Source organism: Bradyrhizobium ferriligni (assembly GCF_056837965.1).
On the sequence record NZ_JBXEJO010000074.1, the window covers coordinates 17,503 to 43,445 of the forward strand.

Genomic DNA, 25,943 nt, shown 5'->3' on the forward strand with positions numbered 1-25,943 from the left:
AGTGGATCAGCGCGCGACCCGCTCCACCGCGATCGCGGTGGCTTCGCCGCCGCCGATGCACAGTGCGGCAACGCCGCGCTTCAGGTTCTGCGCCTCCAGCGCGTGCAGCAGCGTCACGATCAGCCGCGCGCCGGTGGCGCCGATCGGATGGCCGAGCGCGCAGGCGCCGCCGTTGATGTTCAGCCTGTCCCTGGGAATGCCGAGGTCGCGCTGCGCCGCCATCGCGACCACCGCAAACGCCTCGTTGATCTCGAACAGGTCGACATCGCCGACGCTCCAGCCGACCTTGTCGAGCAGTTTTCTGATCGCCGGGATCGGCGCTGTCGTGAACCACTGCGGCTCCTGGCTGTGGGTGGCGTGGCCCTTGATCTCGGCCAGAACCGGCAGTCCATCGCGATCGGCGAGCGAGCGCCGGCTGAGGATCAGCGCCGCGGCGCCGTCGGCATTGGCGGAGGAGGCGGCCGGCGTGATGGTGCCGCCCGCTCGGAACGCCGGCTTCAGGCCGGGGATTTTCGCCGGATCGACCTTCAGCGGGTGCTCGTCATTGGCGACGATGCGCGGGCCGGCCTTCTCGGCGAGCGTGATCGGCGCGATCTCGGCCTTGAAGGCGCCGCCCTCGACCGCCTTGCGGGCACGGCTCAGCGTCTCCATCGCGAACGCGTCCTGGTCGGCGCGGGTGAACTGATAGGCCTCCGCGGTCGCCTCGCCGAAATCGCCCATCGAGCGGCCGGTCTCGTAGGCGTCCTCGAGCCCGTCCATCATCATGTGATCGATGATGCGATCGTGGCCGGCGCGATAGCCGCCGCGCGCCTTCTGCAACAGATACGGCGCATTGCTCATGCTCTCCATGCCGCCGGACAGCACGATCTCGGCCGAGCCGGCCTTGATGATGTCGTGGGCGAGCATGGTCGCCTTCATGCCGGAACCGCAGACCTTGTTGACGGTGGTGGCGCCGGTGGCATCCGGCAGTCTGGCGCCGCGCGCGGCCTGGCGGGCAGGGGCCTGGCCCTGGCCGGCGGGCAGCACATTGCCCATGAACACCTCGTCGATGCGCTCGGGCGCGAGTTTTGCGCGCTCCAGCGCAGCCCCGATCACATGCGAGCCGAGCTTGTGCGCCGGCAGCGGCGAGAGCTCGCCCATGAAGCGGCCGAGCGGGGTGCGGGCGGCGGAGAGGATGACGACGGGATCGGTGCTGGTTGCCATGTCAAAAGTCCCTTTTTAGGTCGGGGTTTTGATTGAATTACTGTCATCATATGATGCGATGCAAAAAATGCAACTGCGGCTCTCATGACAAAATGTCGTGTTCGCATGAGTTGGGGGCTGGAATCGTTCCGCAATCAAGCCAGGATCCATACCCACCGCATTCAGTGATGAACCGCATCGTGGCCGCAGCGCCGCGCAACAATTGAGATTTGGGGCAATGGGTCCTGGCTTTCGCCAGGACGACGATCAGGATGGTCCTCGATTCATGATGACACCAGGGAGAATGAGAGCACACGAGTCTCCACCGGTGTCGTCCTTGCGAAAGCAGGGACCCATACGCCGCTGCGGAGGTCGTTGAAGAGACTCGTCGTTCCAACATCGCGCAACAATCAGCATCGGTGGTTATGGGTCCCTGCTTTCGCAGGGACGACACCGAGTGTTTGGCGCCTCTTGTGAGTCACACGTCCGCATTCTCGCGGCATGAATCGCCCGAACGTACGCCGAGTTTCTCTTCTCGCGAGGACTTGCGCCGTCGGGCAAATCAATGATTGAGAATTTCGCCGGGCGGCGGCGCATCCGAGCTTGTCTGCGACCTGATCTAATCCGACCGCCAGGCGCCGAGCAGAAATCGTCGCTTCGGCGCGGAGCCCGCTTGTTTCTGCACGTCCGGCAGGTCGACGGCATGGCGCTTCATCAGCAGCCGGATTGCGATCGCGATGATCACGAAGGGCGTCAGGTAGATCGCGAAAACTTCGAAGGCGTTCATGTCGTCCTCCGCTGCTTCGGAACAGGCATGCTAGCACGATCGACTCGCGCGCGGGCAGCTAAAACTGTACCGGCACAGCTGAGTTGGCGTTAACCGAATTCCGAACGCCGATCAATTCAAGGTTGCGGGATACGGGTCTGTTTACCGATCAGGCGCTAGGGCTGGCGGATCGTGCAATGGAAAGTCCCGCCGCAATGTCCGTGATCGCCGTCGAGCAGCCGTCCGCCCGCATTCCGCTCTCCGTCAAGATCGGCTTCAGCGCCTTCATGGCGGTCCTGGTGCCGGTGTACACCTATTGCTACGGGCCGACCAACTTCCTGTACTTCTGCGACGTCTGCCTGATCCTCACCTTGATCGGGGTCTGGACCGAGAGCGCGCTGTTGATTTCGATGTGCGCCGTCGGGCTGCTGGTGCCGCAGACGTTCTGGGTCATCGACTTTCTCGCCCATGTCGCCGGCTACTCGCTCACCGGAATGACCGACTACATGTTCGACCAGAACCTGTCGCTGTTCCTGCGGTTCCTGTCGGGCTTCCACGGCTGGCTGCCGTTCCTGCTGCTGTTCCTGGTCTGGCGGCTCGGCTATGACCAGCGCGCGCTGATCGCCTGGAGCGTGCTGGCATGGGCGCTGCTGCTGATCTGCTACTTTGTGATGCCGGGACCGCGGCCGGACCCTGGCATGACTCCGGTCAACATCAATTACGTCTTCGGCACCAGCGACAGGGCGGCGCAAGGCTTCGTGCCGCCGCTGGTATGGCTGGCCGGCCTGATGATCGGCCTGCCGCTGCTCGCTTTCATACCCACCCATTTCATGCTGCGGCGCGCCGTGCCGCCGGTGTAGGGCCTGCGACTCGCGAGGCTGCGCCATCCCGTCGCTGCGGATACCATCGCGCATGGCCGCATGCGGCGGCTTCGATTGACACCAATCGCCTCGGCGCTACGCTGCCGGAGCAGGGCATTTTCCCAAGCGACTCGAGACAGATTCAAAGCGCCGCAAGCACGACCAAGAACCAAGACCCAGAAGAACAAGGAAAAAGGGCAGGACACGCCGTGACACGCGTCATCGCGCCTTGAGCGGGACCACGCGGACCTCCGCGCTCGCGCCATTTCGCATCCGCAGCTATCGCTTTCAATGGCCGTCCGATCTGCTCACTTCCTGGGCGTTCGAGGTCGAGACGCTGGTGCTCGGCTGGTACATCATGGTCGAGACCGGCTCGGTGCTGCTGCTGACCGTGCTGGCGTCGCTGCAATATGTCGGCACGCTGGTCGCGCCGGTCGTCGGTATGATCGGCGACCGCATGGGGCATCGCGATCTCCTTGCCGTGATGCGCTTTGCCTATACGGCGCTCGCCGGCACCATCATGACGCTGGCGCTGACCGGGCATCTCGCCCCGCTGAACGTCATGATCATCGTCGCGATCATGGGCGTGATCCGCCCGTCGGATCTCGGCGTGCGCGGCGCGCTGCTCGCCGACATCATGCCGCCGGAGCAGCTGGTCGGCGCCATCAGCCTGGCGCGCACCACGCAGGACTCGGCGCGTATCGCAGGAGCCCTGACCGGGGCCGGATTGTTCGCGGCGCTCGGCATCGGCTATGTCTATGTCGGGATCGCTGGCTTCTATTTCGTCGCCGCCATCCTGATGCTCTGCATGAGCCGCCCGAAGTCGCATGGCACGACCGATCTCGCGGCCGACGCGCCGGGCTCAAAGCTGCTGCGCGACCTCAAGGAGGGCATCGTCTATGCCTGGAGCGGCCCGGGCATGCGCGCCGCGCTCTGCGTCGCGTTCCTCGCCAACCTCACCGCGTTCCCGCTCACCAACGGTCTCCTGCCCTATGTCGCGCGCGACATCTTCCATACCGACCAGACCGGGCTCGGCTATCTCTCGGCAAGCTTTGCGGTGGGCTCGCTGATCGGCTCGATCACGCTCAGCATGGCCGGCGGGGTACGCATCGCGCGGCTTCTGATCGGCGCGACGCTCGCCTGGTACGCCATGCTCCTGGTGTTCGTCGAGCTCCGGACCATGCCGGTCGCGATGGCCTGCCTGCTGCTCGCCGGCATCGCGCAGAGCATGTCGATGATCTCGGCCGCCGTGATGCTGATGCGCAATGCCAGCGCGCATCTGCGCGGTCGCGTCATGGGCGTGCGCATGATGGTGATCTACGGCCTGCCGCTCGGGCTGCTCGCCGCCGGCAGCCTGATCGACCTGATCGGCTACACCGCGACCGGCACGCTGCTCGCCGCCGCCGGCTTCATCGCCATGCTGGCGATCGCGCTGCACTGGCGCGCCGACCTCTGGCCGACCCACGCCCCGGCGAACGCGCGGTGAGGGGCGCGGCGCGATGCCGCGCCGCGGTCGCCGATGCGCCAAAAGGACGCGACAGCGCAGGCAAGCTGTCGTAGATCATTTTCCACGCTCCCATTCCAGCACCAAGACCTTTCATACTTTAGTACCGTAATGCTCCGTCTTTTGACCCGCCTTGGACTGCGCTTCGACGACATCGTCGAGGAGCGCCGATTTGTCGACCAGTACGTGAGGGGCAATATCGGCTGGACCCAGGTCGCGATGCTGCTCGGCGCTTTCACCTATGCCGGATATGCGTTCTGGGATTGGGTGCTCTATCCCGACGTGGTGGCGACCACGCTGGCGATCCGCGGCGGGGTCGCCGTGCTGGTCCTGCTGCCGCTGACCGCCTTGCTCTCGGTGCCGGCGATGAAGCTGTGGGCCGAGACGATCTTCCTGGTCTATTGCGTCGTTCCGGGCTGCGTGCTGCCGAGCGTCTACCTCGTGCTGCCCTCGGGATTTACCTATGCGGCACCCGGCGTGATGATGGTGATCCTGTTCGTCTCGACCATGCTGCCGCTGCGGATCGGGCCGCTGGCGGTGTTCTGTCTCACGACATGGATTGCCCTGTGCATCGCTGAATCGCTCGGGCCCGCGCTGCCGCCGGGCTTGCGCTTCATCAATCATTCCCTCGTCATCAACGCCTATGCGTTGTCGCTTTACGCCGTCGCCGCCCGCGAGTTCCGCGCGCGCCAGCAATTTCGAACGGCGCAGGCGCTGAAGCAGGAGAAGGAGCGCTCCGAAGCCTCGTTGCGCGATCTGCACGCGACGCAATCGCACCTCGTGCAGGCCGAGAAGCTGGCCTCGCTCGGGCAGCTCGTCGCCGGTGTCGCACACGAGGTCAGCACGCCGCTTGGCCTCGCGCTGACCACGTCAACCACCATGGAGGCAGACCTTCGCGCGATGAGCGAGGCGCTCAACGGCACCGCCGTCCGCCGCTCCGACCTGACGCGGGGCATTGCACGGATCGAGAACGGCCTTCGACTGACCTCGGAAAACCTGCATCGTGCATCCGAGATGGTGCACAGCTTCAAGCAGGTCGCCATTCATCAGGCCGACGAGGAGCGTCACACGTTCGAACTCGGCGGATGGCTCTCTGATCTGATCTCAAAGCTCGGGCCGCTGTTGTCCCGTCAGGGGTTGGTCGTCGAAGTCACGTGCCCGCAAGGCATCATCCTCAACAGCTATCCCGGCGCGCTGGCGCAGGTGATCAGCAATCTGGCGTTCAACGCGGCGGCGCACGCCTATCCCGATGGCGGCGGCGGACGCTTCACCATGACGGTGACGCAGCCGGATCAGGCGCTCGCCCGGATCGCCTGCGCCGACCAAGGCGTCGGCATCCGCGAGGATTTGCAGGCACGGGTGTTCGATCCGTTCTTCACCACCGGGCGGGAGCGGGGCAATATCGGGCTCGGTTTGCACATCGCCTTCAATACCGTGGTGTCGTCGCTCAGCGGCCGGATCGCGCTGGAGAGCGAGCCGGGCCGCGGCACGCTGGTCCTGATCGAGATCCCCGTCTCGAGCTGAGCGCGGGTAGCTAGCGTAGCCCGGATGAAACGAAGCGTAATCCGGGGCGGTGGCGCCAGTCGATAAAGCTGCCCCGGATTTCGCTGCGCTCCATCCGGGCTACAAGGTATCTACCGCTTGCGGTCCAAAAACCCCTGCAGCAGCCGCTGCGGCTCGCCGGTCTGGAACGACTTTCCGAACACGCCGACGCTGAGGTTGACCGATTCCGTCAGCGGCAGCTCTTCCCATTGCCGCAGCAGGTCCTTCTGGATCCGCAGCGCCTCGGGACCGCATTCCAGCAGTGCCTTGACGGTGTGCTCGACGGCGTCGTCGAGGCCGCCGGGCTTTGCCACGGTGTCGACCAGGCCCCAGGCGAGCGCGGTCGGCGCGTCGATGTTCTCCGCGGTCATCATCAGCCAGCGGGCGCGGCCCCAGCCGATCAGGCGCGGCAGCAGCGCGGCGTGGATCACCGAGGGGATGCCGACGCGCACCTCGGGCATGCCGAACATCGCGTCATGTGCGGCAACGCGGACGTCGCAGGCGGCCGCGACCTCGAGGCCGCCGCCGAGGCACCAGCCGGGCAGGCGGGCGATCACCGGCGCCGGGAATTTGCGCACGGCCTCGCAGAGGTCGCGCAGTCGGCTGATGAATGCTTCAGCGGATGTCTGGTCGAGCGTCGCCATTTCCTTGATGTCGGCGCCGCCGATCATGCTGCGCTCGCTTTCGCCGGCGAGGATCACGACGCGGATGTCGCGGTCGGCGGCCAGGTGCTCAAAGCCCTCGCGCACGCCGTTGGTGACGGCTGAGCTCACGATGTTCAGCTTGCCGGCGTTGCAGATCGTGAGGCGGACGACGCCTCTGGAGTCGCGGTCGATGCCGCAGTGGGGATTGAGCATGTCCATGGGTTGGTCCCGGCGCAGGAATTGATCGACAAGTCATTCCGGGATGGTGCGCAAGCACCAGACCCGAAATCTCGAGATTCCACAATTCGCAATTGCGAATTGGGGTTCGACGCTTTGCGTCGCCCCGGAATGACTTGGCCATGTCCCGGACAAAGTGTGGCTCTGTCAAGGGACCGGCGCGGCGGTTGCGCCGAGGGATGCGGATCTATAGAATTATATTCATCATATAAATGGAGCCGTCATGACCGCCGCCGAAAGCATCGATCTTCATTCGCCCGATCTAACGCGCACGCGCGTGGTGGAATGGCAGGCGCCCGGACCGGTGGCGAAGGCGGCGCTGCCGATGTCCGGGATCGAGGCGATGCGCGCGATCCGAGATGGCCGGTTGCCGCCGCCGCCGATGGCCAATCTGATCGGTTTCCGCATGGCGGTGGTCGACGAGGGCCGCATCGTGATGGAACTCGAGCCGCATGAGAGCCTCGAGAACACCATCGGCCTGCTGCACGGCGCGACCGCCGCGGCGCTGCTCGATACCGCGATGGGCTGCGCGATCTCGACCATGCTGCCGGCGGGGCAGACCTCGGTGACGCTCGACCTCAAGCTGACGTATCTGCGGCCGCTGTCGGCGCGTTCGGGCACCATCAGCGCCGAAGGCAAGGTGATCAAGCTCGGCCGCCAGACCAGCTACACCGAGGGTTTCGTCCGCGACGGCAGGGGCAATCTTGCGGTGCACGCGACCGCGACATTTTCGATGCTCGGCGGGGAACCCAAAATCGCTGGCAAGGCGAAATAACTGCAGCATTCGGGCCGCAAATCTGCTATTATATGATTAGAAACATTCCATGAGACCGGCATGCGCTATTCGAAAGAACACAAGCAGGAGACCCACGCGCGGATCGTCAAGAAGGCCGCGACGCGGCTGCGCGAGCGGGGCGCCCACGGCATCGGCGTCGCCGACCTGATGAAGGACGCCGGCCTGACCCATGGCGGCTTCTACGCGCATTTCGACTCGCGCGAGGCGCTGGTGATCGAGGCGTTCAGCTACGCGATGGACCGCGCCATCGAGCGCTGGCGCAAGGTCGCCGCGGACACGCCGCCGGAGAAGCGGCTTTCAACTATCATCGACGGCTATCTTTCGGCGGTGCACCGCGACGATCCCGGCCAGGGCTGCGCGATCCCGGCGCTCGGCGCCGAGATCGCCCGCGAGAGCCCGAAGACCCGCAAGGCGTTCGCCCTCAAGCTCGACCAGATGATCGACATGATGGCCGACCAGATATTGGACGTGCCGCGCAAGGCCGCCCGCAAGCAGGCGATGGCAACGCTGGCGACCATGATGGGCACCATCGTGATGTCGCGCATCGCCGGCAGCGGCGAAATGTCCGACGAGATCCTGAGTGCGGGCCGCGAGGCGGTGCTGGGGCGCGCGACGGCCGCGAAGGTGGCGGCGAAGAAAGCCAAGGTGAATTAGCCGCGATCTTTCCCCTTCGCCGGGACGACGGAGAGGTCACGCCCCGCTGAACAGCGCGCGCTCGGCTTCCACCGTCTCGTAGATGTAATCCGCCACCGCGCGGATGCGGGCGAGGTCCTTGCTGTCGGCGTGCATCAAAAGCCAGAAGGTGCGGGAGATCCGCACCTCGTCCGGCAGCACCGGCTGCAACTCGGGGTGGGCGGTCGCCATGAAGTGCGGCAGCACGGCGATGCCGAAGCCGGCGATGGTGGCGTTGAGCTGGGCGATCAGGTTGGCGCTGCGGAATTTCGCGGAGATCTTCGGCGAGACCTGCGGCAGATAGTCGAGCTCCGGCGTGAACAAGAGTTCCTCGATGTAGCCGACGAAACGATGTCGCGGCAGGTCGGCGCGTGCGGCGATGGTCGGCGCCTGGGCGAGATAGGCGGGTGCGGCATAAAGCCCGAGCGTGTAGTCCAGGAGCTTGCGGCCGACGATGCGGCCTTCCTTCGGCATGGTCAGGCTGATCGCGATGTCGGCCTCGCGCTTGGAGAGCGAGAACAGCCGCGCGGTGGCGACGAGCTGCAAATCGAGATCGGGATACCGCTCGGTGAACTTGACTAGCCGCGAGGCCAGAAAGTGGCTGCCGAAGCCGTCGGGCGCGCCGATCCGCACCGTGCCGGTGAGATGGGCGCGCGAGCCGCCGACCGCCTCCTGGTTGGCGACGATGGTGGATTCCATCGCCTCCGCGCTGTCGGCGACGCGCTGGCCGGCCTCGGTCAGCAGATAGCCGGTCTTGCGGCGATCAAACAGTTTTGCGGAGAGGTGGCGCTCCAGCCGGTCGACACGGCGGATCACTGTGGCATGATCGACGCCGAGCTGCTTGGCGGCAGCCGAAACCGACCCGCCGCGCACGATGGCAAGCACGAAACGGAAGTCGTCCCAGTCGATTGTGCCGCCGCCTTGATCCAGCATTTCCGCACATCTATGGTGCAATTTATCGGACTTGAATCCCATAAAATGCAGGGTCAATAGGGTTTGTAAAGCGATCCCGCCGCGAGGAGCGGCGATTCAGGTGCTTCAGGGAGGTTTTTCCATGCGCTCAATCGGACATTTCATCGGTGGCAAGGAGGTCAAGGGCACGTCGGGCCGCACGGCTGACGTCTTCGAGCCGATGACCGGCGAGGTTCAGGCTAAGGTGGCGCTTGCGTCCAAGGCCGAGCTCCGCGCCGCGGTCGAGAACGCCAAGGCCGCGCAGCCGGAATGGGCCGCCACCAACCCGCAGCGCCGCGCCCGCGTCATGATGCGGTTCGTTGAACTGGTGCAGCGCGACTACGACAAGCTCGCCGAGCTATTGGCGCGCGAGCACGGCAAGACCGTTCCCGACGCCAAGGGCGACATCCAGCGCGGCCTCGAGGTCGCCGAGTTCGCCTGCGGCATCCCGCATTTGATGAAAGGCGAATACACCGAAGGCGCCGGCCCCGGCATCGACATCTATTCGATGCGGCAACCCCTGGGCGTGGTCGCCGGCATCACGCCGTTCAATTTCCCGGCGATGATCCCGATGTGGAAGTTTGCGCCGGCGATCGCCTGCGGCAACGCGTTCATCCTCAAGCCGTCGGAGCGCGATCCGGGCGTGCCGATGGCGCTGGCCCAGCTGATGATCGAAGCCGGCCTGCCGGCCGGCATCCTCAACGTCGTCAACGGCGACAAGGAGGCGGTCGACGCCATCCTCGACGATCCCGATATCAAGGCGATCGGCTTCGTCGGCTCGACCCCGATCGCGCAATACATCTACGAGCGCGCCGCGCAGACCGGCAAGCGCTGCCAGTGCTTCGGCGGCGCCAAGAACCACGCCATCGTGATGCCGGATGCCGACATGGACCAGACGGTCGATGCCCTGATCGGCGCCGGCTACGGCTCCGCCGGCGAGCGCTGCATGGCCGTCTCGGTCGCGGTGCCGGTCGGCAAGACCACCGCCGACCGCCTGATGGAGAAGCTGATCCCGCGCGTCGAGTCGCTCAAGATCGGCACCTCGGTCGATCCGTCGGCCGATTACGGCCCGCTGGTGACCCGCGAGGCGGTCGAGAAGGTCAAGAGCTACATCGACATCGGCATCAAGGAAGGCGCAACGCTCGCGGTCGACGGCCGCGGCTTCAAGATGCAGGGCTACGAGAAGGGCTTCTATCTCGGCGGTTCGCTGTTCGACAACGTCACCAAGGACATGCGGATCTACAAGGAAGAGATCTTCGGCCCGGTGCTCTCGGTGGTGCGCGCCCACGACTATCACGAGGCGCTGGCGCTGCCGTCCGACCATGACTACGGCAATGGTGTCGCGATCTTCACCCGCGACGGCGACGCCGCGCGCGACTTCGCCGCCAAGGTCAATGTCGGCATGGTCGGCATCAACGTGCCGATCCCGGTGCCGATCGCCTATTACACCTTCGGCGGCTGGAAGAAGTCCGGCTTCGGCGACCTCAACCAGCACGGTCCGGACTCGATCCGCTTCTACACCAAGACCAAGACGGTGACCTCGCGTTGGCCGTCCGGCGTCAAGGAAGGCGCGGAGTTCTCGATCCCGACGATGAAGTAAACTCGTCCCGAGAGGCGAAGCATGCAGTTCGCTCTCAACGAGGACCAGATCGCGGTTCGCGACATGGCGCGGGCGTTTGCGGCGGAGAAGATCGCGCCGCACGCGCTCGAATGGGACGAGAAGAAGCACTTTCCGGTCGACGTGATGCGCGAGGCGGCCGGCCTCGGCATCGGCGGCATCTATATCAAGGACGATGTCGGCGGCTCGGCGATGACGCGGTTCGACGCCGCGTTGATCTTCGAGGCGCTGGCGACGGGGTGCCCGACCACGTCGGCCTTCATCTCGATCCACAACATGGCGTCCTGGATGATCGATGCCTACGGCAACGACACCCAGCGCCACACATGGCTGCCGAAGCTCTGCACCATGGAGCTGATCGCCAGCTACTGCCTGACCGAGCCGGGCGCCGGCTCCGACGCCGCTGCGCTACGCACCCGTGCGGTACGCGACGGCGATCATTACGTGCTCAACGGCCAGAAGCAGTTCATCTCCGGCGCCGGGAGCACCGACCTGCTGGTGGCGATGGTGCGCACCGGCGGCGACGGTCCCGGCGGCGTCTCGACGCTGGTCGTCGACGGCAACACGCCGGGCGTGTCGTTCGGCAATAACGAGCGCAAGATGGGCTGGAATGCGCAGCCGACCCGCGCTGTCATGTTCGAGAATGCGCGCGTGCCGGTCGCGAACCGGCTCGGCGAGGAGGGCATCGGCTTCAAGATCGCGATGGCTGGGCTCGACGGCGGCCGGCTCAACATCGCGGCGTGCTCGCTCGGCGGCGCGCAGGCGGCGCTCGACAAGGCGCTGGCCTACATGAAGGACCGCAAGGCCTTTGGAAAGCGGCTCGACGAATTCCAGGCGCTGCAGTTCAAGATCGCCGACATGGCGACCGAGCTCGAGGCCGCACGCACCTTCCTGTGGCGCGCAGCCGCCGCGCTCGACCGCAAGGATTCGGACGCTTCCATGCTGTGCGCGATGGCAAAACGGTTCGGCACCGACGTCGGCTTCGAGGTCGCCAACCAGGCGCTGCAGCTGCATGGCGGTTACGGCTATCTCAGCGAATACGGCGTCGAGAAGATCGTGCGCGATCTGCGCGTGCACCAGATCCTCGAGGGCACCAATGAAATCATGCGGCTGATCGTGTCGCGCAAGTTGATCGAGGGCGCGCGATGAATGATGCGGCAGCGGCCGAAGGCGATCTGATCGCGCGCAAGGAAGGTTCTGCCGGCATCATCCGGCTCAATCGGCCGAAGGCGATCAATGCCGTGACGCTGGAGATGTTCCACGACATCGACAGGGCGCTCGACCTGTTCGAAGCCGATCGCGATGTCGCCGTCGTCGTGCTGGAAGGCGCCGGCGACCGCGGCCTGTGCGCCGGCGGCGATATCCGCGCGCTCTGGGAAAGCTCCAAGGCCAAGGGCGATCTCGGCAAGATCCTGTGGCGCGACGAATACATCCTCAACGCGCGGATCAAGAAATTCCCAAAGCCCTACGTCGCCTTCATGGACGGCATCGTGATGGGCGGCGGCGTCGGGCTGTCGGCGCATGGCCGCCACCGCGTGGTGACGGAGCGGACCAAGCTCGCGATGCCCGAGGTCGGGCTCGGCTTCTTCCCCGATGTCGGCGGCACCTATCTGCTGTCGCGCTCGCCCGGCGAGATCGGCACTTATTTCGGGCTCACCGGCACCACGATGAACGGTCCCGATGCGATCTACGCCAAATTCGCCGACGCCGTGGTGCCGAGCGCGAAGCTGCCGGCGCTCCGCCAGGCGCTGACCAAGGTTGCGCCGGGCACGAATTCGGCCGAGATCGACCGGCTGATCGGAGGCTTCGCCACCGGCGAGACGGCTGGCCCAGTCGCCGCGATGCAGGCCAGGATCGACGGCTGGTTCGCGCGCGGCCGGATGGATGACGTCGTCGCCGCGCTCGAGGCCGACGGCTCCGACATGGCGCGGGACACGCTGAAGACGCTCGGCGAGAAGTCGCCGCGCGGCATGGTGGTGACGCTGAAACTGCTGCGGCTGGCGCGCGCGACCGCGACGCTGGAAGAGTGCCTGGTGCGCGAATATCGCGCCGCGCTCGAAGTGTTCGCGAGCGATGATTTCCGCGAGGGCGTGCGCGCCGCCGTGATCGACAAGGATCGCAATCCGACATGGTCGCCGGCCCGGATCGAACAGGTGACGCCGGAGATGCTCGCGCCTTACTTCGCCGAGATCGGCGCCGACGAACTGAAATTTCCCGATAGCAAATAGAAACGTCGCAAGCGGAGGACTTCCCATGGCAAACATCGCATTCATCGGGCTCGGCAATATGGGCGGGCCGATGGCGGCCAATCTGGTCAAGGCCGGCCACAAGGTGACCGCGTTCGATCTGGTCGCGGCATCCCGCGATCAGGCCAAGAGCGACGGTGCCGCGATCGCCGAGAGCGGCGTCGGCGCGGTGAAGGGCGCCGATGTCGTCATCACCATGCTGCCGGCCGGCAAGCATGTGCTCGGCGTCTGGAACGAGGTGCTTCCGGCGATGGCCAAGGGCGCGCTGATCATCGACTGCTCGACGATCGACGTCGAAAGCGCCAAGCAGGCGCATGCGCTGGCCGCCAAGCACGGCATCGCCTCGGTCGATGCCCCGGTCTCCGGCGGCACCGGCGGCGCCAAGGGCGCGACGCTGACCTTCATGTGCGGCGGCGAGGACAAAGCCTTCGCGGCGGCCCAGCCGATGCTCGCCAATATGGGCAAGAAGATCGTGCATTGCGGCGCCGGCGGTGCGGGGCAGGCGGCCAAGATCTGCAACAACATGATCCTCGGTATTTCCATGATCGCGGTCGGCGAGGCCTTCGTGCTGGCCGAAAAGCTCGGCCTGTCGCACCAGGCGCTGTTCGACGTCGCCTCGACCTCGTCGGGGCAGTGCTGGTCGCTGACCACCTATTGCCCGGTTCCCGGCCCGGTGCCGACGTCGCCGGCCAACAACGACTACAAGCCGGGCTTTGCTTCCAACCTGATGGTCAAGGACCTGACCTTGGCGCAGGACGCCGCCAATGCGGCCGGCGCGGTTACGCCGCTCGGCAAGCACGCGCAGGAGATCTATAAAACCTTCGACGCGTCGGGCCACGGCGGGGTCGACTTTTCCGGAATTATCCAGCACGTTAGGGCCCTTGCCCCGAAGTAAATCGCCGTCATCCTGAGGTGCGAGCGGAGCGAGCCTCGAAGGATGGAAAGACGGTGTCTATGGCCATCCTTCGAGACGCCGCGCTTCGCGCGGCTCCTCAGGATGACGTCAGGTGAAGCCGGATGACCACATTTCAGGACGCACGCGCCTTTCTGCTCGAGCACCGCACCGACTACGATGCCGCGGTGAAGGGATTTCGCTGGCCCGATCCGGTGCCGTTCAACTGGGCACTCGACTGGTTCGACGCCGAACTGGCTGATAATGCCGACAGCCGCGACCGGCCGGCGCTGTGGATCGTCGATGCCGCCAGCGGCAACGAGACCAAGCTTTCCTTCGCCGAGCTGTCGCGCCGCTCAAACCAGGTTGCAAATTTCCTGCGCGCGCAGGGGCTGAAGCGTGGCGATCATCTGTTGCTGCTGCTCGGCAATGTGGTGCCGCTGTGGGAGACCATGCTGGCGGCGATGAAGCTCGGCGTGGTCGTGATCCCCGCGACCACGCTCTTGACTGCGGATGAACTGCGCGACCGGCTCGACCGCGGTAAGGCGAGGGCGGTGGTTGCCACGCAGGATCAGGTCGCGAAGTTCGCAGGCCTCGGCAGCGACAACCTCGTTCGCATCGTGGTCGGCGCGACACAGGCGCAGGACGGCTGGCTGCCGTTCGAGGATGCCGCCAAGCAGTCCGACGCATTCACGCCCGATGGCCCGACCAAGGCCGATGACCCGATGCTGCTCTATTTCACCTCGGGCACCACGGCAAAGCCGAAGCTGGTGCGGCATAGCCAGCGCAGCTATCCGGTCGGCCATCTCTCGACCATGTACTGGATCGGCCTGCAGCCCGGCGACATTCATCTCAACATCTCGTCGCCCGGCTGGGCCAAGCATGCCTGGAGCTGCTTCTTCGCGCCGTGGAATGCCGGCGCAACGATCTTTATCGCGAACCAGCCACGCTTCGAGGCGAAAGGACTGCTCTCGATCATCGGCCGCTGCGGAGTCACCACGCTGTGCGCGCCGCCGACGGTGTGGCGAATGTTTATCCAGGAAGACCTCGCGAGCTTCAAGGTCTCGCTGCGCGAGGTGTGCGGCGCCGGCGAGCCGCTCAATCCCGAGATCATCGACCAGGTCAAATCGGCCTGGGGGCTGACCATTCGCGACGGCTACGGCCAGACCGAAACCACCGCGCTGGCCGGCAACTCGCCGGGACAGAAGGTGAAGGTCGGCTCGATGGGCCGGCCGCTGCCGGGCTATCGCGTGCAGGTCACCGACAATGACGGCCACCCCGCGAAGGAGGGCGAGGTGACCTTGCTGCTCGGCGCCGCCCGGCCGGCCGGCCTGATGCAGGGCTATCAGGGCGACGACGGCAAGCTCATCGGCACCGACGGCGAGATCTATCGCAGCGGCGACGTCGTGTTCACCGATGACGAGGGTTATCTGACCTTCGTCGGCCGCACCGACGACGTGTTCAAGTCCTCCGACTACCGCATCTCGCCGTTCGAGCTGGAAAGCGTGCTGCTGGAGCATGACGCGGTGGCCGAGGCCGCGGTGGTGCCGAGCCCGGACCCGATCCGGCTCGCGGTCCCCAAGGCCTATGTGCTGCTGGTGTCGGGTGTCGAGCGCACGCCGGAGACCGCGCTGTCGATCTTCAAACATTTGCACACGCGGCTCGCACCGTTTAAACGCATCCGCAAGATCGAACTGGTCACCGAACTGCCCAAGACGATTTCTGGAAAAATCCGTCGCGTGCAGTTGCGCCGGCTCGAACATGACGATGTCAGAAGCGATGCGTTGCGCGGGGTCGAGTTCCGCGAGGAAGAATTTCCGGAGCTGCAGAAGGTGCGGACCTCCGGTTAGCAGAGGTTAGCCAATGAACGAAGTCTGGAAGAAGCCGCCGGTGTCGCTGGAAACCTACCAGGGCATGGTCGGCAAGGAGATCGGCGTGTCCTCGTGGCACCTGCTGGATCAGGGCCGCATCGACACCTATGCCGACGTGATCGAGGATCACCAGTTCATCCATGTCGATCCCGAGCGCGCCAGGAAGGAGACCGCCTTCGGCACCACGATCGCCCATGGCTTCCTCACGATGTCGCTGATGTCGATCATGTCCTACGAGGTGATGCCGGTGCTCGAGGGCACCGCGATGGGCGTCAATTACGGCTTCGACAAGCTGCGCTTCATCTCGCCGGTGCGCTCGGGCAAACGCGTTCGCGGCCGCTTCGTGCTGGCCGAAGCCACGCTGCGCAAGCCGAAGGAGTTGTTGTCGCGCACCAACGTCACGGTCGAGATCGAAGGCGAGGAAAAGCCCGCGCTGGTCGCCGACTGGCTCGGCCTGATCTATTTCAGCTGAGGATCACAAGACGCGGTTGTGTTGCAACCGCGAAGGGTTGCGCCACCTCTCCCGCAAGCGGGGGAGGTGCAGCGAGCCACCCCGATCGGTTTTTTATGTGGTGCGCTGCTCCGGCCTATGTAGCGCATTGACGGCTGTGATCCCTGGTGTCCATGATGCCCGCTTTAGGCGGTGCGGTCCCGGGAGTGGCAGCCATGGTGCAAAACATCGTCGCCGGAATTGTCGTAGTCGCTTTGATTGTGATTGGCGCGATTAGCTACGCGCAAGAGCATCACGAGTGCTGGAGCGGGCATCTGCTCAAAAGCCTGAAACCCTGTGGGTCGATGACCCCTTCGGTCTAGCGCGCCCGCTGGCCGCCTCGGCCAGTCTCGGCCGGGCTTGACCCGGCCATTCATCGCTGCTCAAAAGTCCCCAACCTTTTCATGCCGCTCGGGCATGTACCCTCTCCCCTTGTGGGAGAGGGTGGCGAAATCGAGCGGAGCGAGATGAAGCCGGGTGAGGGGTCTCTCTCCGCGTGCTCATCCGTGGAGAGAACCCCTCATCCGGCGCGCTCGCGCGCGCCACCTTCTCCCACAAGGGGAGAAGGGAAGTCAGAGCAGGAATGACAAGCATGGCAATCAGGTTTGACGGACGCGTCGCTATCGTCACCGGCGCGGGCAATGGTCTCGGACGGGCGCATGCGCTGGGGCTCGCCAGCCGCGGCGCCAAGGTGGTGGTCAACGATTTCGGCGGCGCGCGCGACGGCACCGGTGGGTCGCTGTCGCCGGCCGAGACCGTGGTCGAGGAGATCCGGAAAGCCGGCGGCACCGCGATGGCCGACGGCGCCGACGTCTCGAACTTCGAGCAGGTCACCGCGATGGTCGAGCGCGCCACCAAGGAATGGGGCAGCGTCGATCTCTTGTGCGCCAATGCCGGCATCCTGCGCGACAAGTCGTTCACCAAGCTGGAGGTTGCCGACTGGGCCAAGGTGCTCGATGTGCATCTCACCGGCACCTTCTACTGCTGCAAGGCGGTCTGGGCCGGCATGCGCGAGCGCAATTACGGCCGCATCGTGCTGACGACCTCGTCGTCCGGCCTGTTCGGCAATTTCGGCCAGGCCAATTACGGCGCGGCGAAGGCCGGCATGGTCGGCCTGATGAACGTGCTCGCCGAAGAGGGCCGCAAGAACAACATCAAGGTCAACACCATCTCGCCGACGGCTGCGACCCGCATGACCGAGGAACTGCTGCCGCCGCAGGCGCTGGCGCTGATGAAGCCGGAAGCGATCACGCCCGCGGTCGAATTCCTGCTCTCGGAGGACGCACCGACCCGCACCATCATGGGCGCCGGCGCCGGCTCGTTTGCCGTGATCCGCGTGCTGGAGACCGAAGGCGTCAACCTGCCGCAGTCCGAATGGACGCCGGACGGCGTCGCCGCGCACTTCAACGCGATCGGCGACATGTCGACCGCGAAGGCGCTGCAGGGCGCGTTCGAGCAGACCCAGAAGTACGTCGCCCAGGCCGCCGCACGGGCCGGGATCAAGCTCTGAGCATGACCGTCGCCGTCATCGGAGCCGGACCTGCCGGCCTGATGGCGGCGGAGGTGCTCGCGCAAGGTGGCGCACAAGTCACTGTCTACGACGCGATGCCGTCGGCTGGCCGCAAATTCCTGATGGCCGGCCGTGGCGGGCTCAATCTTACCCACTCCGAGCCGCTGCCGGATTTTCTCGGGCGCTATCGCGAGGCGCTGCCGCGTCTGAAGGCTGCGGTCGAGGCATTTCCGCCCGATGCCTTGCGGGCCTGGAGCGAGGCGCTGGGGCAGCCGACATTTGTCGGCAGCAGCGGCCGCGTATTCCCCGAGGCGTTCAAGGCGTCGCCCCTGCTGCGCGCCTGGCTACGGCGGCTCGATGCCGCGGGCGTCGCGTTCACATTCCGGCATCGCTGGGTTGGATGGGACGCGCGCGGGGGACTGCTGTTCGACACGTCGGACGGTCAGCGCACAGTCAATGCCGATGCAGCCGTGCTTGCGCTCGGCGGCGCAAGCTGGCCGCGGCTCGGCTCGGACGGCGCCTGGGCGGATATCCTCGCCGCAAAGGGCGTTGCCGTGGCGCCGATCAAGCCAGCCAATTCCGGCTTCACGGTTGCGTGGTCGAATATCTTCCGCGACCGGTTCGAGGGCCAGCCGCTCAAGGGCGTCGCGCTCACGATTGGTCCGGATACGGTGCGCGGCGAGGCGATCGTCACGCGCGCCGGCATCGAGGGCGGCGCCATCTATGCGCTGTCGGCGGAATTGCGCGAGGCGGTGCTCGCGAAGGGAACGGCGACACTGACGGTGGCGTTGCGGCCCGATGCCGCGCGCGACGAACTGGTCGCGCGTCTGTCGGCGCCGAAGGGCAAGCAATCCTTGTCCAATTTCCTGCGCAAGGCCGCGCAGCTCTTGCCGGTCGGCATCGGGCTGTTGCAGGAGGCGACAGTCGCCGCCGGCCGGTCGCTGGCCGCGCTGCCGCCGGCCGAATTGGCCGAACTGATCAATGCGGTGCCGATCCGGATCACCGGCGTGGCGCCGATCGTACGCGCGATCTCAAGCGCCGGCGGGATCAGGTTCGACGAGCTCGACGCGCAGTTCATGCTGCGGCGGCTGCCCGGCGTCTTCGCCGCCGGTGAGATGCTCGATTGGGAAGCGCCGACCGGCGGCTATCTGTTGCAGGCGTCGTTTGCAACAGGCGTCGTCGCCGGGAAGGGCGTGTTGAGCTGGCTGAATTCGTAGGATGGGTAGAGCGAAGCGAAACCCATCGACTTTCGACCGCGCGGAGACATGATGGGTTTCGCTGCGCTCTACCCATCCTACGCGATGCCGCTCACTCCGATCCCGTTTTCGTGGCGAGGTCGGTGATGAATCCGAGCACACCGAACACCGCAGCCACCGCACACACCGCGGTCCATCCACCAAAGCTCCACGCCGCGGATGCCGCTGCCGCGCCGACCGCGCCGCCGATGAAGAACAGCGCCACGAACAGGCCGTTGATCCGGCCGCGCGCCTCGGGGCGCAGCAGGTTGACGGCGCGGCGGCCGAGCGTCTGGTCGGTGGTGATGCTGAGATCGAGCAGGATGGTGCCGAGGCTCAGCGCGACGAGTGCTGCAATCCGCGATTCCAGCACGCCGGCCCACGCGCACAGCACGAGCGATGCCGATATCAGGAGGTGCGAGCCGATCAGCATCGGCCGCGCCAGGCCACGGTCGCCCCAGCGGCCGGCCAGCGGTGTCGCGACAGCGCCGGCAACGCCGATCAGCGCGAACAGCGCGATCCCCCTGGCGTCGAGCTTGAACGGCGCATCCGGCAGGCGCAGCGCGACGGCGGCCCAGAACGCGGTGAACGAGGCCATCACCAACGCCGCGGTCCACGACCGGACGCGCAGCACCGGCTCCTCGCGCAGCAGGGTCGGGAACGAGCGCAGCAGCGCGCCGTAGCTGACCTTCGCCGCCGGCTGCAGCGTCGGCAGCGTGCGCGCCAGTGCTGCGGCGAGCACCGTCATCAACACGGCTGAGGTGACATAGTAGCCGCGCCAGTTCCAGCTGTCCGCGATCAGGCTCGCCATCGGCCGCGACAGCAGGATGCCGATCATCAGGCCGCTCATGACGTCGCCGATCGCCTGTCCCCGGCGCTCCGGCGGCACCATCGACGCCACCAGCGGCACCACCATCTGGATCGCGGCGCAGGAGGCGCCGAGGATGAAGGTGGCGGCGAGCAGGATCAGCGGCGTCGGCGCCATCGCGGTGCCGATCGCGGCGACGATGGCGCAGGCCAGCGTCCGCAGGATCAGCCGCTTGTTCTCGACGAGGTCGACCAGCGGCACCAGCAGCAGCAACCCGAGCGCATAGCCGAGCAGGGTCAGCGTCGAGATCAGGCCGGCCTGCAGCGCGGTCATGCCGAGCGAGCGACCCATCAGGCCAACGAGAATTTGTGGCGCAAAGAGATTGGTGACGACGGTGCCGGTCGTGATGGCGCCGATCCAGATCAGGGGACGCACGGCGACGGTGCGCGCCGGGGAGAGTTTGGTGGCTTCGGAGATGGTCATGGGGCCTCGCGATGGAGTGGCGAGGCCCCCTTTAGGGGATGGGCCTAATATGCTACAATTCAAATAAGATGATGAAGAATATGCGAGATTGTTATGAACACCCATGACCTCGTGGCGTTCGTCGCCGTGGTGGAGACCGGATCGATCGTCGCGGCCTCGGCGCGGCTGAACCTGACCCAGCCCGGCGTGACGCGGCGGATCCAGAATCTCGAGGAGATGCTCGGCGCGCAGCTGCTCGACCGGCTCTCGAAGCCGCTGAAGCCGACGGCGGCGGGAATCGAGGCCTATGAGCAGGGCCGCCGGCTGCTGCGCATGCTCGACGACCTCAAGTCAGGCGTCGCCAATGACGGCGTGGTGCGCGGCGAGTTCAGGCTCGGCCTGACGCCGTTCCTGTCGGAGGCGGGGCTCACCGGACCGCTCGATGCGGTGCGCGGCGAATTTCCCGCGCTGGCCGTGCGCGTCGTCTCGGGCTGGTCGCCCAACCACATGGAACGGGTCAGCCGCAACGAGCTCGATGCCGCGGCAATCTGCCTTCCTGACGGCACCGCGCCGCCCGACGACCTCGTGGCCTCCGATCTCGGCGCGCAGCCGGTGGTGTTCGTCGTCGCGCGCGACATGAAGACACCGAAGTCGGTCGATCTCGAATGGCTGTCGCGGACCGGATGGGTGATCAACCAGGACGGCTGCGGTTTCCGCCAGACGCTGAAGCGCCATTTCGATGCGGCGCATCTGCCGTTCAACATCGCGGTCGAGGCGCTCGACAGCGAGCTGCGCCTGTCGCTGGTGGCGCGCGGGCTCGGCATCGGCCTCGTGACGCCTGTGGCGCTGAAACGAAGCCCGATCCGCAGCCGGCTCAAGGCCGTGAAGATCGCCGATTTCAATCCCGCGGTGCGCGCCTGGATCGTGCATCGCCCGCCGGCCGGCCGCCTGGCGCGGCCGATCGAGGTGTTTCGCGCGGCGCTGGACCGCGAACTGCAGGCGCTGATGCACGGCTAAATACGTAGGATGGGTAGAGCGAAGCGAAACCCATCACCTTTCATCTGCGCGGAAGCATGATGGGTTTCGCTGCGCTCTACCCATCCTACGAGGTGGCTGGATGCGGCTAGCGCAGCTTGCCCCGCGCCGTCACCGGCAGCGCACCGATGATCTCGTCGCCGCGAACCATCACGACCTCGTCCATCATGTTGACGACGACGCAGACATGATTGGGCACGATCCGCACCACATCGCCGACATTGGGCCGCGTGTTGCTGCGGGACAGGTCGAGGAAGCCGTGCTCCTCGGCGAAGCGCGCGATCCTGGCCTCGGGATGTTCGAGGATCAGGCCGTGGCCCTCGAGGCCGCCGGTGTCCGAGGTCAGCGTCTTGGAGCCGGCATCGAGGATGCCGCGCTCCGGGCCGGCGCGGCTGACGACCGTGGAATAGATGTGAAGCGCGCAATCGTCCCAGGTCGCGACGCCGGCCGCGACCTGCATGCGGTCGTTGTAGATGTAGGTGCCGAAGCGATGCTCGGTGCCGCCCTTCAGCTTACCGAGATTCTTCAGGTTCGGCGTGCCGCCGGTCGAGACGATTGTCGCGTCGAGGCCGTGGGCGCGCACGCCGGCCAGCGCCTCGTCGTAGAATTTCTGCGCATCGGCCCAGCCGGTCTCGGTCGGGTACAGCATGAAGCCCGCGAAGGTGAGGCCCTTGGAGGCAGCGATCTCCCGCGCCAGCGCGATCGCCTCGGCCGGAGTCTCGACGCCGGCGCGCTTGCGCCCGGTGTCGCATTCGACCACGACCGAGAGCGGACGGCCGGAGGCGGCCGCCGCCTTCGGCAGGTCGCCGACCACGACGGAATTGTCGGCGGCGACAGTGACGTTGGCCTTTGCTTGCAGCGCGCCGAGCCGTGCCATCTTCTCGTCGCCGAGCAGATTGTAGCTGATCAGGATGTTGTCGATGCCAGCGTCCGCCATGATCTCGGCCTCGCCGAGCTTCTGGCAGGTGATGCCTTTGGCGCCGGCCTTGATCTGCAGCTGCGCCAGCATCGGGTTCTTGTGCGTCTTGATGTGCGGACGGTTGGCGACGCCGGCCTCGTCGCAGGCCTTCTGGATGCGCGCGATGTTGCGCTCGACCCGGTCCATGTCGATCACGGCGCAGGGCGTGCCGTATTCCTTGGCGATCTTGGCGGCGAGGGGCGTGGTCATGATTTTTTCTCTCTTCTCCGGCCTCGTAGGATGGGTAGAGCGAAGCGAAACCCATCAAATTCTGTCGTTGCGGCGTGATGGGTATCGCTGCGCTCCACCCATCCTACAATTCTTTGCGCGTCAGGCCTGTTCGATCTCTTCGCGCAGCACTTCGAGTTCGAGCCAACGGTCCTCGGCGGCGGCGAGTTCGTCCTGCGCCTTTGCGATCGCCACCGAGGCGGCGTCGAATGTCTTGCGATCCTTTGTATAGAGATCGGGATCGTCGAGCAGCTTCTGCTGCTTGGCGATCTCGGTGTGCAGCTTGTCGATGGTCTTCGGCAAGGTCTCCAGCGCGTGCTTCTCGTTGAAGCTCAGCCGGCGCCTCGGTGCCGCTTCGGGCGCCGCGGCCCTGGCTTCCTTCTTCTCTTCGGTCGGGGCTTCCGCCTTCACCGTCTCGCGCTTCACGTCGGCGCCACGCTGCGCCAGCATGTCGGAATAGCCGCCGGCATATTCGATCCAGCGTCCCTGGCCTTCGGGCACGATCACCGACGTCACCACGCGGTCGAGGAAATCGCGGTCGTGGCTGATCAGGATCACCGTGCCCTCGTAATCGCCGAGCATGTCCTCGAGCACGTCGAGGGTTTCGAGGTCGAGGTCGTTGGTCGGCTCGTCCAGGATCAAGAGGTTGGACGGCTTGGCCAGCGCGCGCGCCAGCATCAGGCGGCCGCGCTCGCCGCCGGAGAGCGCTTCGAGCGGCGTGCCGCGCTGCTCCTGCGCGAACAGAAAGTCCTTCATGTAGCCGATCACGTGCTTCGACTTGTCGCCGACCATGACGTGATCGCCGCGGCCGCCGGTCAGCGCCTCGGCCAGCGTCAGCTTCGGGTCGAGGCTCTCGCGATGCTGGTCGAGCGTCGCCATTTCGATATTGGCCCCGAGACGCACCGAACCGGAGTCGGGCGGATCGTTGCCGATCAGCAGATGCACCAGCGTGGTCTTGCCGGCGCCGTTGGGACCGACGATGCCGAGCCGGTCGCCGCGCTGGATCCGGGTCGAGAAGCCGTCGACGATCGTGCGCTCGCCATAGGCCTTCACGATGTTCTTGGCCTCGATCACCAGGCGGCCGGACTTTTCGGCTTCGGCGGCGGCGAGCGTGGCATTGCCGGTGGCGCCGCGATAGTTGCGGCGCTGGTCGCGCAGCGCGAAGAGATTGCCGAGCCGCTTGACGTTGCGCTTGCGGCGGCCGGAGACGCCGTAGCGCAGCCAGTGCTCCTCGTTGACGATCTTGCGGTCGAGCTTGTGCTGCTCGCGCTCTTCCTCCGCCAGCACCTCGTCACGCCACGCCTCGAAGGCGCCGAAGCCGCGGTCGATCTGCCTGATCTGGCCGCGGTCGAGCCAGGCCGTGGTGCGCGACAAATTGGTGAGGAAACGGCGGTCATGGCTGATCAGCACCAGCGCGCAGCGCCGGCTTTCCAGTTCGCCCTCGAGCCATTCGATGGTCGGCAGGTCGAGATGGTTGGTCGGCTCGTCCAGCAGCAGGATATCGGGCGAGGGCGCCAGCACGCGGGCCAGCGCCGCACGGCGCGCCTCACCGCCGGAGACATGCGCCGGATCTTCCTCGCCGCTGAGGCCGAGCTGTTCGAGCAGATAGCGCGCCTGGTAGTGGTCGTCGCCGGGGCCGAGGCCGGCCTCGACATAGGCGAGCGTCGTCTTGTGGTCGCCGAAGTCCGGCTCTTGCGGCAGATAGCGGATGGTGGCGCCGGGCTGCACGAAGCGGCTGCCCGCGTCCGGCTCGACCAAGCCGGCCGCGATCCGCAGCAGGGTCGACTTGCCGGAGCCGTTGCGGCCGATCAGGCAGACGCGCTCGCCCGCGGAGACCGACAGCTCGACGCCTGACAGCAGCGGCGTGCCGCCGAAGGTCAGGCTGATGTCCTTGAGCTGGATGAGAGGAGGCGGAGCCATCGCGCTAACCCTGCTGGCTCGCCTGCGCCTGCTCGGCGCGGCGGCGCTGGATGCGGCGGATGGTCTGGTCGAGCGTCGACAGGAAGGTCGAGCGGTCGCGCGGCGAATATGATTTCGGCCCGCCGGTGATCTCGCCTGACGAGCGCAGATCGGTCATCAGATTGCGCACCGCGAGTGTCATGCCGATCGACTGCTCCGTGAACGGCTTGCCGTTCGGTGCGATCACGTCGGCGCCGGCCTTGACGCAGCGGCTCGCCAACGGGATGTCGGCTGTTATCACGATGTCGCCCTCACGCGCGCGTTCCGCGATCCAGTCGTCGGCCGCATCCATGCCGGAACCTGCGGCGATGCGCTCGATCAGCGGATCCTGCGGCACGCGGATGAAACTGCCCGCGACCACGCTGACGGGCACGCCGTGCCGGATCGCGACGCGATAGATCTCGTCCTTCACCGGGCAGGCGTCGGCGTCGACATAGATGCGGGTGTGAGCAGGGGTTTCAGTCATCGATTCCAGGGTTGGCAGACGCGGCCTGCGTGTACTCCATCGGGCGGAAAATTGCGAGCAAAACGAGAGGCTTGTCACGCTGCCCGGTTCGACTACGATTGCCTGAGAAAAACAACGGAAATAAGGGGAAACCCCATGGATTCGAAGACGGCTTCGCTGACCTACCGCGTCTCGGCCTACAACACTTCAAAGCTCTCGGAAAACAAGATCCACGACGACACGGTGGCGCGGAAGTTCGGCTTTTCCGGCGGACTGGTGCCAGGCGTCGACGTGATGGCCTACATGATGCATCTGCCGGTCGAGAAATGGGGCCGCGATTTCCTCGCGCGCGGCCTGATCGAGGCGCGCTTCGTGAAGCCGGTCTATGACGGCGAGATCGCGGAATTGACGGGACAGGAGACCGGCAATGGGCTGACGATCGAGCTCCACAGCCGCGGCGAGCTCTGCGCCACCGGCACCGCATCGCTGCCGGCATCCGCGCCGAAATTCGTGCTCGACGACTACAAGCAGGTCGCCGCGGTCGCCGAGCGCAAGCCGGTCAGCGCGTCGTCCTATGAAGAGGGCAAGTGGCTCGGCACCATCCCGCGCGACTGGTCGGGCGATGCCGCGAAGGAGTATCTCGCCGATATCAGGGAGACCGACCCGATCTACTTACGCGAAGGTCTCGGCCATCCCGGCCTGCTGCCGCGGGTGATGAACAAGGTCCTGGTCGACAATGCGATCCTCGGGCCCTGGATCCATGTCGGCACCCGCATGCAGCTGCTGTCGGCCGGCAAGATCGGCGACGAGCTGACCGCCCGCGCCAAGGTGATGGGCAATTACGACAAGAAGGGCCACCGCTTCGTCGAGCTCGATGCGCTGGTGCTCGGCAACGGCACGCCGCTCGCGCATTGCTGGCACATCGCGATCACCCAGCCGCGCGAGCAGGCCGCGGCGTAGGCAAGGGGCACGTCGTCCCCACGCCGCAGGTGTCATACCCCGCGCATGCGGGGTATCCAGTACGCCGCGGCC

The 25,943-nt window shown here is 66.1% G+C and carries 23 protein-coding genes; 15 read left to right on the forward strand and 8 right to left on the reverse strand.

The genetic code is table 11. The features are described 5' to 3' along the window. Positions 1-6: 6 nt before the first annotated feature. Positions 7-1,203 carry an acetyl-CoA C-acyltransferase gene (locus AC1VNY_RS33750; protein WP_482408414.1) on the reverse strand — a complete coding sequence of 399 codons (1,197 nt, stop codon included), beginning with the start codon at positions 1,201-1,203 and terminating at the stop codon, positions 7-9. A gap of 598 nt (positions 1,204-1,801) precedes the next feature. Continuing rightward, positions 1,802-1,969, reverse strand: coding sequence for a hypothetical protein (locus tag AC1VNY_RS33755; protein ID WP_162832415.1), 168 nt, complete (start codon positions 1,967-1,969; stop codon positions 1,802-1,804). A gap of 176 nt (positions 1,970-2,145) precedes the next feature. Here AC1VNY_RS33755 and AC1VNY_RS33760 point away from each other — a divergent pair, with 176 nt between their 5' ends. The 3 genes from AC1VNY_RS33760 to AC1VNY_RS33770 all read left to right on the forward strand — a co-directional run bounded on the left by AC1VNY_RS33760 (position 2,146) and on the right by AC1VNY_RS33770 (position 5,836). After that, entirely contained in the window at positions 2,146-2,808 is a 663-nt protein-coding gene (locus AC1VNY_RS33760) for a hypothetical protein (protein ID WP_482408415.1), read from the forward strand. Positions 2,809-3,037: 229 nt separating this feature from the next. Beyond that, complete coding sequence (locus tag AC1VNY_RS33765) at positions 3,038-4,294, forward strand: MFS transporter (RefSeq protein WP_028344653.1); 1,257 nt, start codon at positions 3,038-3,040, stop codon at positions 4,292-4,294. Between the two features lie 129 nt (positions 4,295-4,423). Beyond that, entirely contained in the window at positions 4,424-5,836 is a 1,413-nt protein-coding gene (locus tag AC1VNY_RS33770) for a sensor histidine kinase (protein WP_482408416.1), read from the forward strand. A gap of 110 nt (positions 5,837-5,946) precedes the next feature. On the opposite strand, the gene AC1VNY_RS33775 is transcribed toward AC1VNY_RS33770, so the two are convergent. Continuing rightward, on the reverse strand, positions 5,947-6,717 hold the full coding sequence (locus tag AC1VNY_RS33775; protein ID WP_482408417.1) for an enoyl-CoA hydratase: 771 nt from the start codon (positions 6,715-6,717) through the stop codon (positions 5,947-5,949). A 241-nt stretch (positions 6,718-6,958) separates the two neighbouring features. On the opposite strand from AC1VNY_RS33775, the gene AC1VNY_RS33780 reads away from it, so the two are divergent. Next, positions 6,959-7,510, forward strand: coding sequence for a PaaI family thioesterase (locus tag AC1VNY_RS33780; protein WP_482408418.1), 552 nt, complete (start codon positions 6,959-6,961; stop codon positions 7,508-7,510). A gap of 60 nt (positions 7,511-7,570) precedes the next feature. Next, positions 7,571-8,185: a TetR/AcrR family transcriptional regulator gene (locus AC1VNY_RS33785; RefSeq protein WP_482408419.1), complete on the forward strand. Its 615-nt coding sequence runs from the start codon at positions 7,571-7,573 to the stop codon at positions 8,183-8,185. Positions 8,186-8,221: 36 nt separating this feature from the next. Here AC1VNY_RS33785 and AC1VNY_RS33790 read toward each other — a convergent pair whose 3' ends face one another. Then, positions 8,222-9,136 carry a LysR family transcriptional regulator gene (locus tag AC1VNY_RS33790; RefSeq protein WP_482408420.1) on the reverse strand — a complete coding sequence of 305 codons (915 nt, stop codon included), beginning with the start codon at positions 9,134-9,136 and terminating at the stop codon, positions 8,222-8,224. Between the two features lie 121 nt (positions 9,137-9,257). On the opposite strand from AC1VNY_RS33790, the gene AC1VNY_RS33795 reads away from it, so the two are divergent. The 8 genes from AC1VNY_RS33795 (at position 9,258) to AC1VNY_RS33830 (ending at position 18,998) form a co-directional block, all read left to right on the forward strand. Next, entirely contained in the window at positions 9,258-10,754 is a 1,497-nt protein-coding gene (locus tag AC1VNY_RS33795) for a CoA-acylating methylmalonate-semialdehyde dehydrogenase (protein ID WP_304499788.1), read from the forward strand. 21 nt (positions 10,755-10,775) lie between these two features. Continuing rightward, on the forward strand, positions 10,776-11,921 hold the full coding sequence (locus AC1VNY_RS33800) for an isobutyryl-CoA dehydrogenase (protein ID WP_482408421.1): 1,146 nt from the start codon (positions 10,776-10,778) through the stop codon (positions 11,919-11,921). Further along, positions 11,918-13,000: an enoyl-CoA hydratase/isomerase family protein gene (locus tag AC1VNY_RS33805; protein ID WP_482408422.1), complete on the forward strand. Its 1,083-nt coding sequence runs from the start codon at positions 11,918-11,920 to the stop codon at positions 12,998-13,000. Before AC1VNY_RS33800 ends, AC1VNY_RS33805 begins: the two co-directional genes overlap by 4 nt. Positions 13,001-13,025: 25 nt before the next feature. Next, a complete protein-coding gene (mmsB, locus tag AC1VNY_RS33810; protein WP_482408423.1) occupies positions 13,026-13,913 on the forward strand; it encodes a 3-hydroxyisobutyrate dehydrogenase in 888 nt (295 codons plus the stop codon). Positions 13,914-14,035: 122 nt separating this feature from the next. After that, entirely contained in the window at positions 14,036-15,760 is a 1,725-nt protein-coding gene (locus AC1VNY_RS33815) for an AMP-binding protein (protein ID WP_482408424.1), read from the forward strand. A gap of 13 nt (positions 15,761-15,773) precedes the next feature. Continuing rightward, the gene (locus AC1VNY_RS33820) at positions 15,774-16,253 is read left to right on the forward strand and encodes a MaoC family dehydratase (protein WP_016846543.1); all 480 of its coding nucleotides are present in this window, start codon (positions 15,774-15,776) and stop codon (positions 16,251-16,253) included. A 610-nt stretch (positions 16,254-16,863) separates the two neighbouring features. Next, positions 16,864-17,781, forward strand: coding sequence for an SDR family NAD(P)-dependent oxidoreductase (locus AC1VNY_RS33825; RefSeq protein WP_482408425.1), 918 nt, complete (start codon positions 16,864-16,866; stop codon positions 17,779-17,781). 2 nt (positions 17,782-17,783) lie between these two features. Next, positions 17,784-18,998: a TIGR03862 family flavoprotein gene (locus tag AC1VNY_RS33830; RefSeq protein ID WP_482408426.1), complete on the forward strand. Its 1,215-nt coding sequence runs from the start codon at positions 17,784-17,786 to the stop codon at positions 18,996-18,998. A gap of 91 nt (positions 18,999-19,089) precedes the next feature. Here AC1VNY_RS33830 and AC1VNY_RS33835 read toward each other — a convergent pair whose 3' ends face one another. After that, positions 19,090-20,307 carry an MFS transporter gene (locus AC1VNY_RS33835; protein ID WP_482408427.1) on the reverse strand — a complete coding sequence of 406 codons (1,218 nt, stop codon included), beginning with the start codon at positions 20,305-20,307 and terminating at the stop codon, positions 19,090-19,092. 93 nt (positions 20,308-20,400) lie between these two features. On the opposite strand from AC1VNY_RS33835, the gene AC1VNY_RS33840 reads away from it, so the two are divergent. Beyond that, positions 20,401-21,303, forward strand: coding sequence for a LysR family transcriptional regulator (locus tag AC1VNY_RS33840; protein WP_137479675.1), 903 nt, complete (start codon positions 20,401-20,403; stop codon positions 21,301-21,303). A 106-nt stretch (positions 21,304-21,409) separates the two neighbouring features. Here AC1VNY_RS33840 and AC1VNY_RS33845 read toward each other — a convergent pair whose 3' ends face one another. The 3 genes from AC1VNY_RS33845 to AC1VNY_RS33855 form a co-directional block, all read right to left on the reverse strand. Next, on the reverse strand, positions 21,410-22,489 hold the full coding sequence (locus tag AC1VNY_RS33845) for a D-TA family PLP-dependent enzyme (protein WP_482408428.1): 1,080 nt from the start codon (positions 22,487-22,489) through the stop codon (positions 21,410-21,412). Between the two features lie 120 nt (positions 22,490-22,609). Further along, positions 22,610-24,427, reverse strand: a complete 1,818-nt coding sequence (locus tag AC1VNY_RS33850; RefSeq protein ID WP_482408429.1) for an ABC-F family ATP-binding cassette domain-containing protein — start codon at positions 24,425-24,427, stop codon at positions 22,610-22,612. Positions 24,428-24,431: 4 nt separating this feature from the next. Then, complete coding sequence (locus AC1VNY_RS33855; protein ID WP_482408430.1) at positions 24,432-24,932, reverse strand: YaiI/YqxD family protein; 501 nt, start codon at positions 24,930-24,932, stop codon at positions 24,432-24,434. A 135-nt stretch (positions 24,933-25,067) separates the two neighbouring features. On the opposite strand from AC1VNY_RS33855, the gene AC1VNY_RS33860 reads away from it, so the two are divergent. Beyond that, positions 25,068-25,871: a hypothetical protein gene (locus AC1VNY_RS33860; RefSeq protein ID WP_482408431.1), complete on the forward strand. Its 804-nt coding sequence runs from the start codon at positions 25,068-25,070 to the stop codon at positions 25,869-25,871. The last annotated feature ends 72 nt before the right edge of the window (positions 25,872-25,943 follow it).

Excerpts from the sequence above, each read along its gene's own strand:
- AC1VNY_RS33850 (WP_482408429.1), bottom strand. The coding sequence starts at position 24,427 with ATGGCTCCGCCTCCTCTCATCCAGCTCAAGGACATCAGCCTGACCTTC.
- AC1VNY_RS33830 (WP_482408426.1), top strand. The coding sequence starts at position 17,784 with ATGACCGTCGCCGTCATCGGAGCCGGACCTGCCGGCCTGATGGCGGCG.
- AC1VNY_RS33795 (WP_304499788.1), top strand. The coding sequence starts at position 9,258 with ATGCGCTCAATCGGACATTTCATCGGTGGCAAGGAGGTCAAGGGCACG.
- AC1VNY_RS33825 (WP_482408425.1), top strand. The coding sequence starts at position 16,864 with ATGGCAATCAGGTTTGACGGACGCGTCGCTATCGTCACCGGCGCGGGC.
- AC1VNY_RS33855 (WP_482408430.1), bottom strand. The coding sequence starts at position 24,932 with ATGACTGAAACCCCTGCTCACACCCGCATCTATGTCGACGCCGACGCC.
- AC1VNY_RS33790 (WP_482408420.1), bottom strand. The coding sequence starts at position 9,136 with ATGCTGGATCAAGGCGGCGGCACAATCGACTGGGACGACTTCCGTTTC.
- AC1VNY_RS33845 (WP_482408428.1), bottom strand. The coding sequence starts at position 22,489 with ATGACCACGCCCCTCGCCGCCAAGATCGCCAAGGAATACGGCACGCCC.
- AC1VNY_RS33785 (WP_482408419.1), top strand. The coding sequence starts at position 7,571 with ATGCGCTATTCGAAAGAACACAAGCAGGAGACCCACGCGCGGATCGTC.
- AC1VNY_RS33800 (WP_482408421.1), top strand. The coding sequence starts at position 10,776 with ATGCAGTTCGCTCTCAACGAGGACCAGATCGCGGTTCGCGACATGGCG.
- AC1VNY_RS33760 (WP_482408415.1), top strand. The coding sequence starts at position 2,146 with ATGGAAAGTCCCGCCGCAATGTCCGTGATCGCCGTCGAGCAGCCGTCC.
- AC1VNY_RS33755 (WP_162832415.1), bottom strand. The coding sequence starts at position 1,969 with ATGAACGCCTTCGAAGTTTTCGCGATCTACCTGACGCCCTTCGTGATC.
- mmsB (WP_482408423.1), top strand. The coding sequence starts at position 13,026 with ATGGCAAACATCGCATTCATCGGGCTCGGCAATATGGGCGGGCCGATG.
- AC1VNY_RS33750 (WP_482408414.1), bottom strand. The coding sequence starts at position 1,203 with ATGGCAACCAGCACCGATCCCGTCGTCATCCTCTCCGCCGCCCGCACC.
- AC1VNY_RS33860 (WP_482408431.1), top strand. The coding sequence starts at position 25,068 with ATGGATTCGAAGACGGCTTCGCTGACCTACCGCGTCTCGGCCTACAAC.
- AC1VNY_RS33840 (WP_137479675.1), top strand. The coding sequence starts at position 20,401 with ATGAACACCCATGACCTCGTGGCGTTCGTCGCCGTGGTGGAGACCGGA.
- AC1VNY_RS33770 (WP_482408416.1), top strand. The coding sequence starts at position 4,424 with ATGCTCCGTCTTTTGACCCGCCTTGGACTGCGCTTCGACGACATCGTC.
- AC1VNY_RS33835 (WP_482408427.1), bottom strand. The coding sequence starts at position 20,307 with ATGACCATCTCCGAAGCCACCAAACTCTCCCCGGCGCGCACCGTCGCC.
- AC1VNY_RS33775 (WP_482408417.1), bottom strand. The coding sequence starts at position 6,717 with ATGGACATGCTCAATCCCCACTGCGGCATCGACCGCGACTCCAGAGGC.
- AC1VNY_RS33805 (WP_482408422.1), top strand. The coding sequence starts at position 11,918 with ATGAATGATGCGGCAGCGGCCGAAGGCGATCTGATCGCGCGCAAGGAA.
- AC1VNY_RS33815 (WP_482408424.1), top strand. The coding sequence starts at position 14,036 with ATGACCACATTTCAGGACGCACGCGCCTTTCTGCTCGAGCACCGCACC.
- AC1VNY_RS33780 (WP_482408418.1), top strand. The coding sequence starts at position 6,959 with ATGACCGCCGCCGAAAGCATCGATCTTCATTCGCCCGATCTAACGCGC.
- AC1VNY_RS33820 (WP_016846543.1), top strand. The coding sequence starts at position 15,774 with ATGAACGAAGTCTGGAAGAAGCCGCCGGTGTCGCTGGAAACCTACCAG.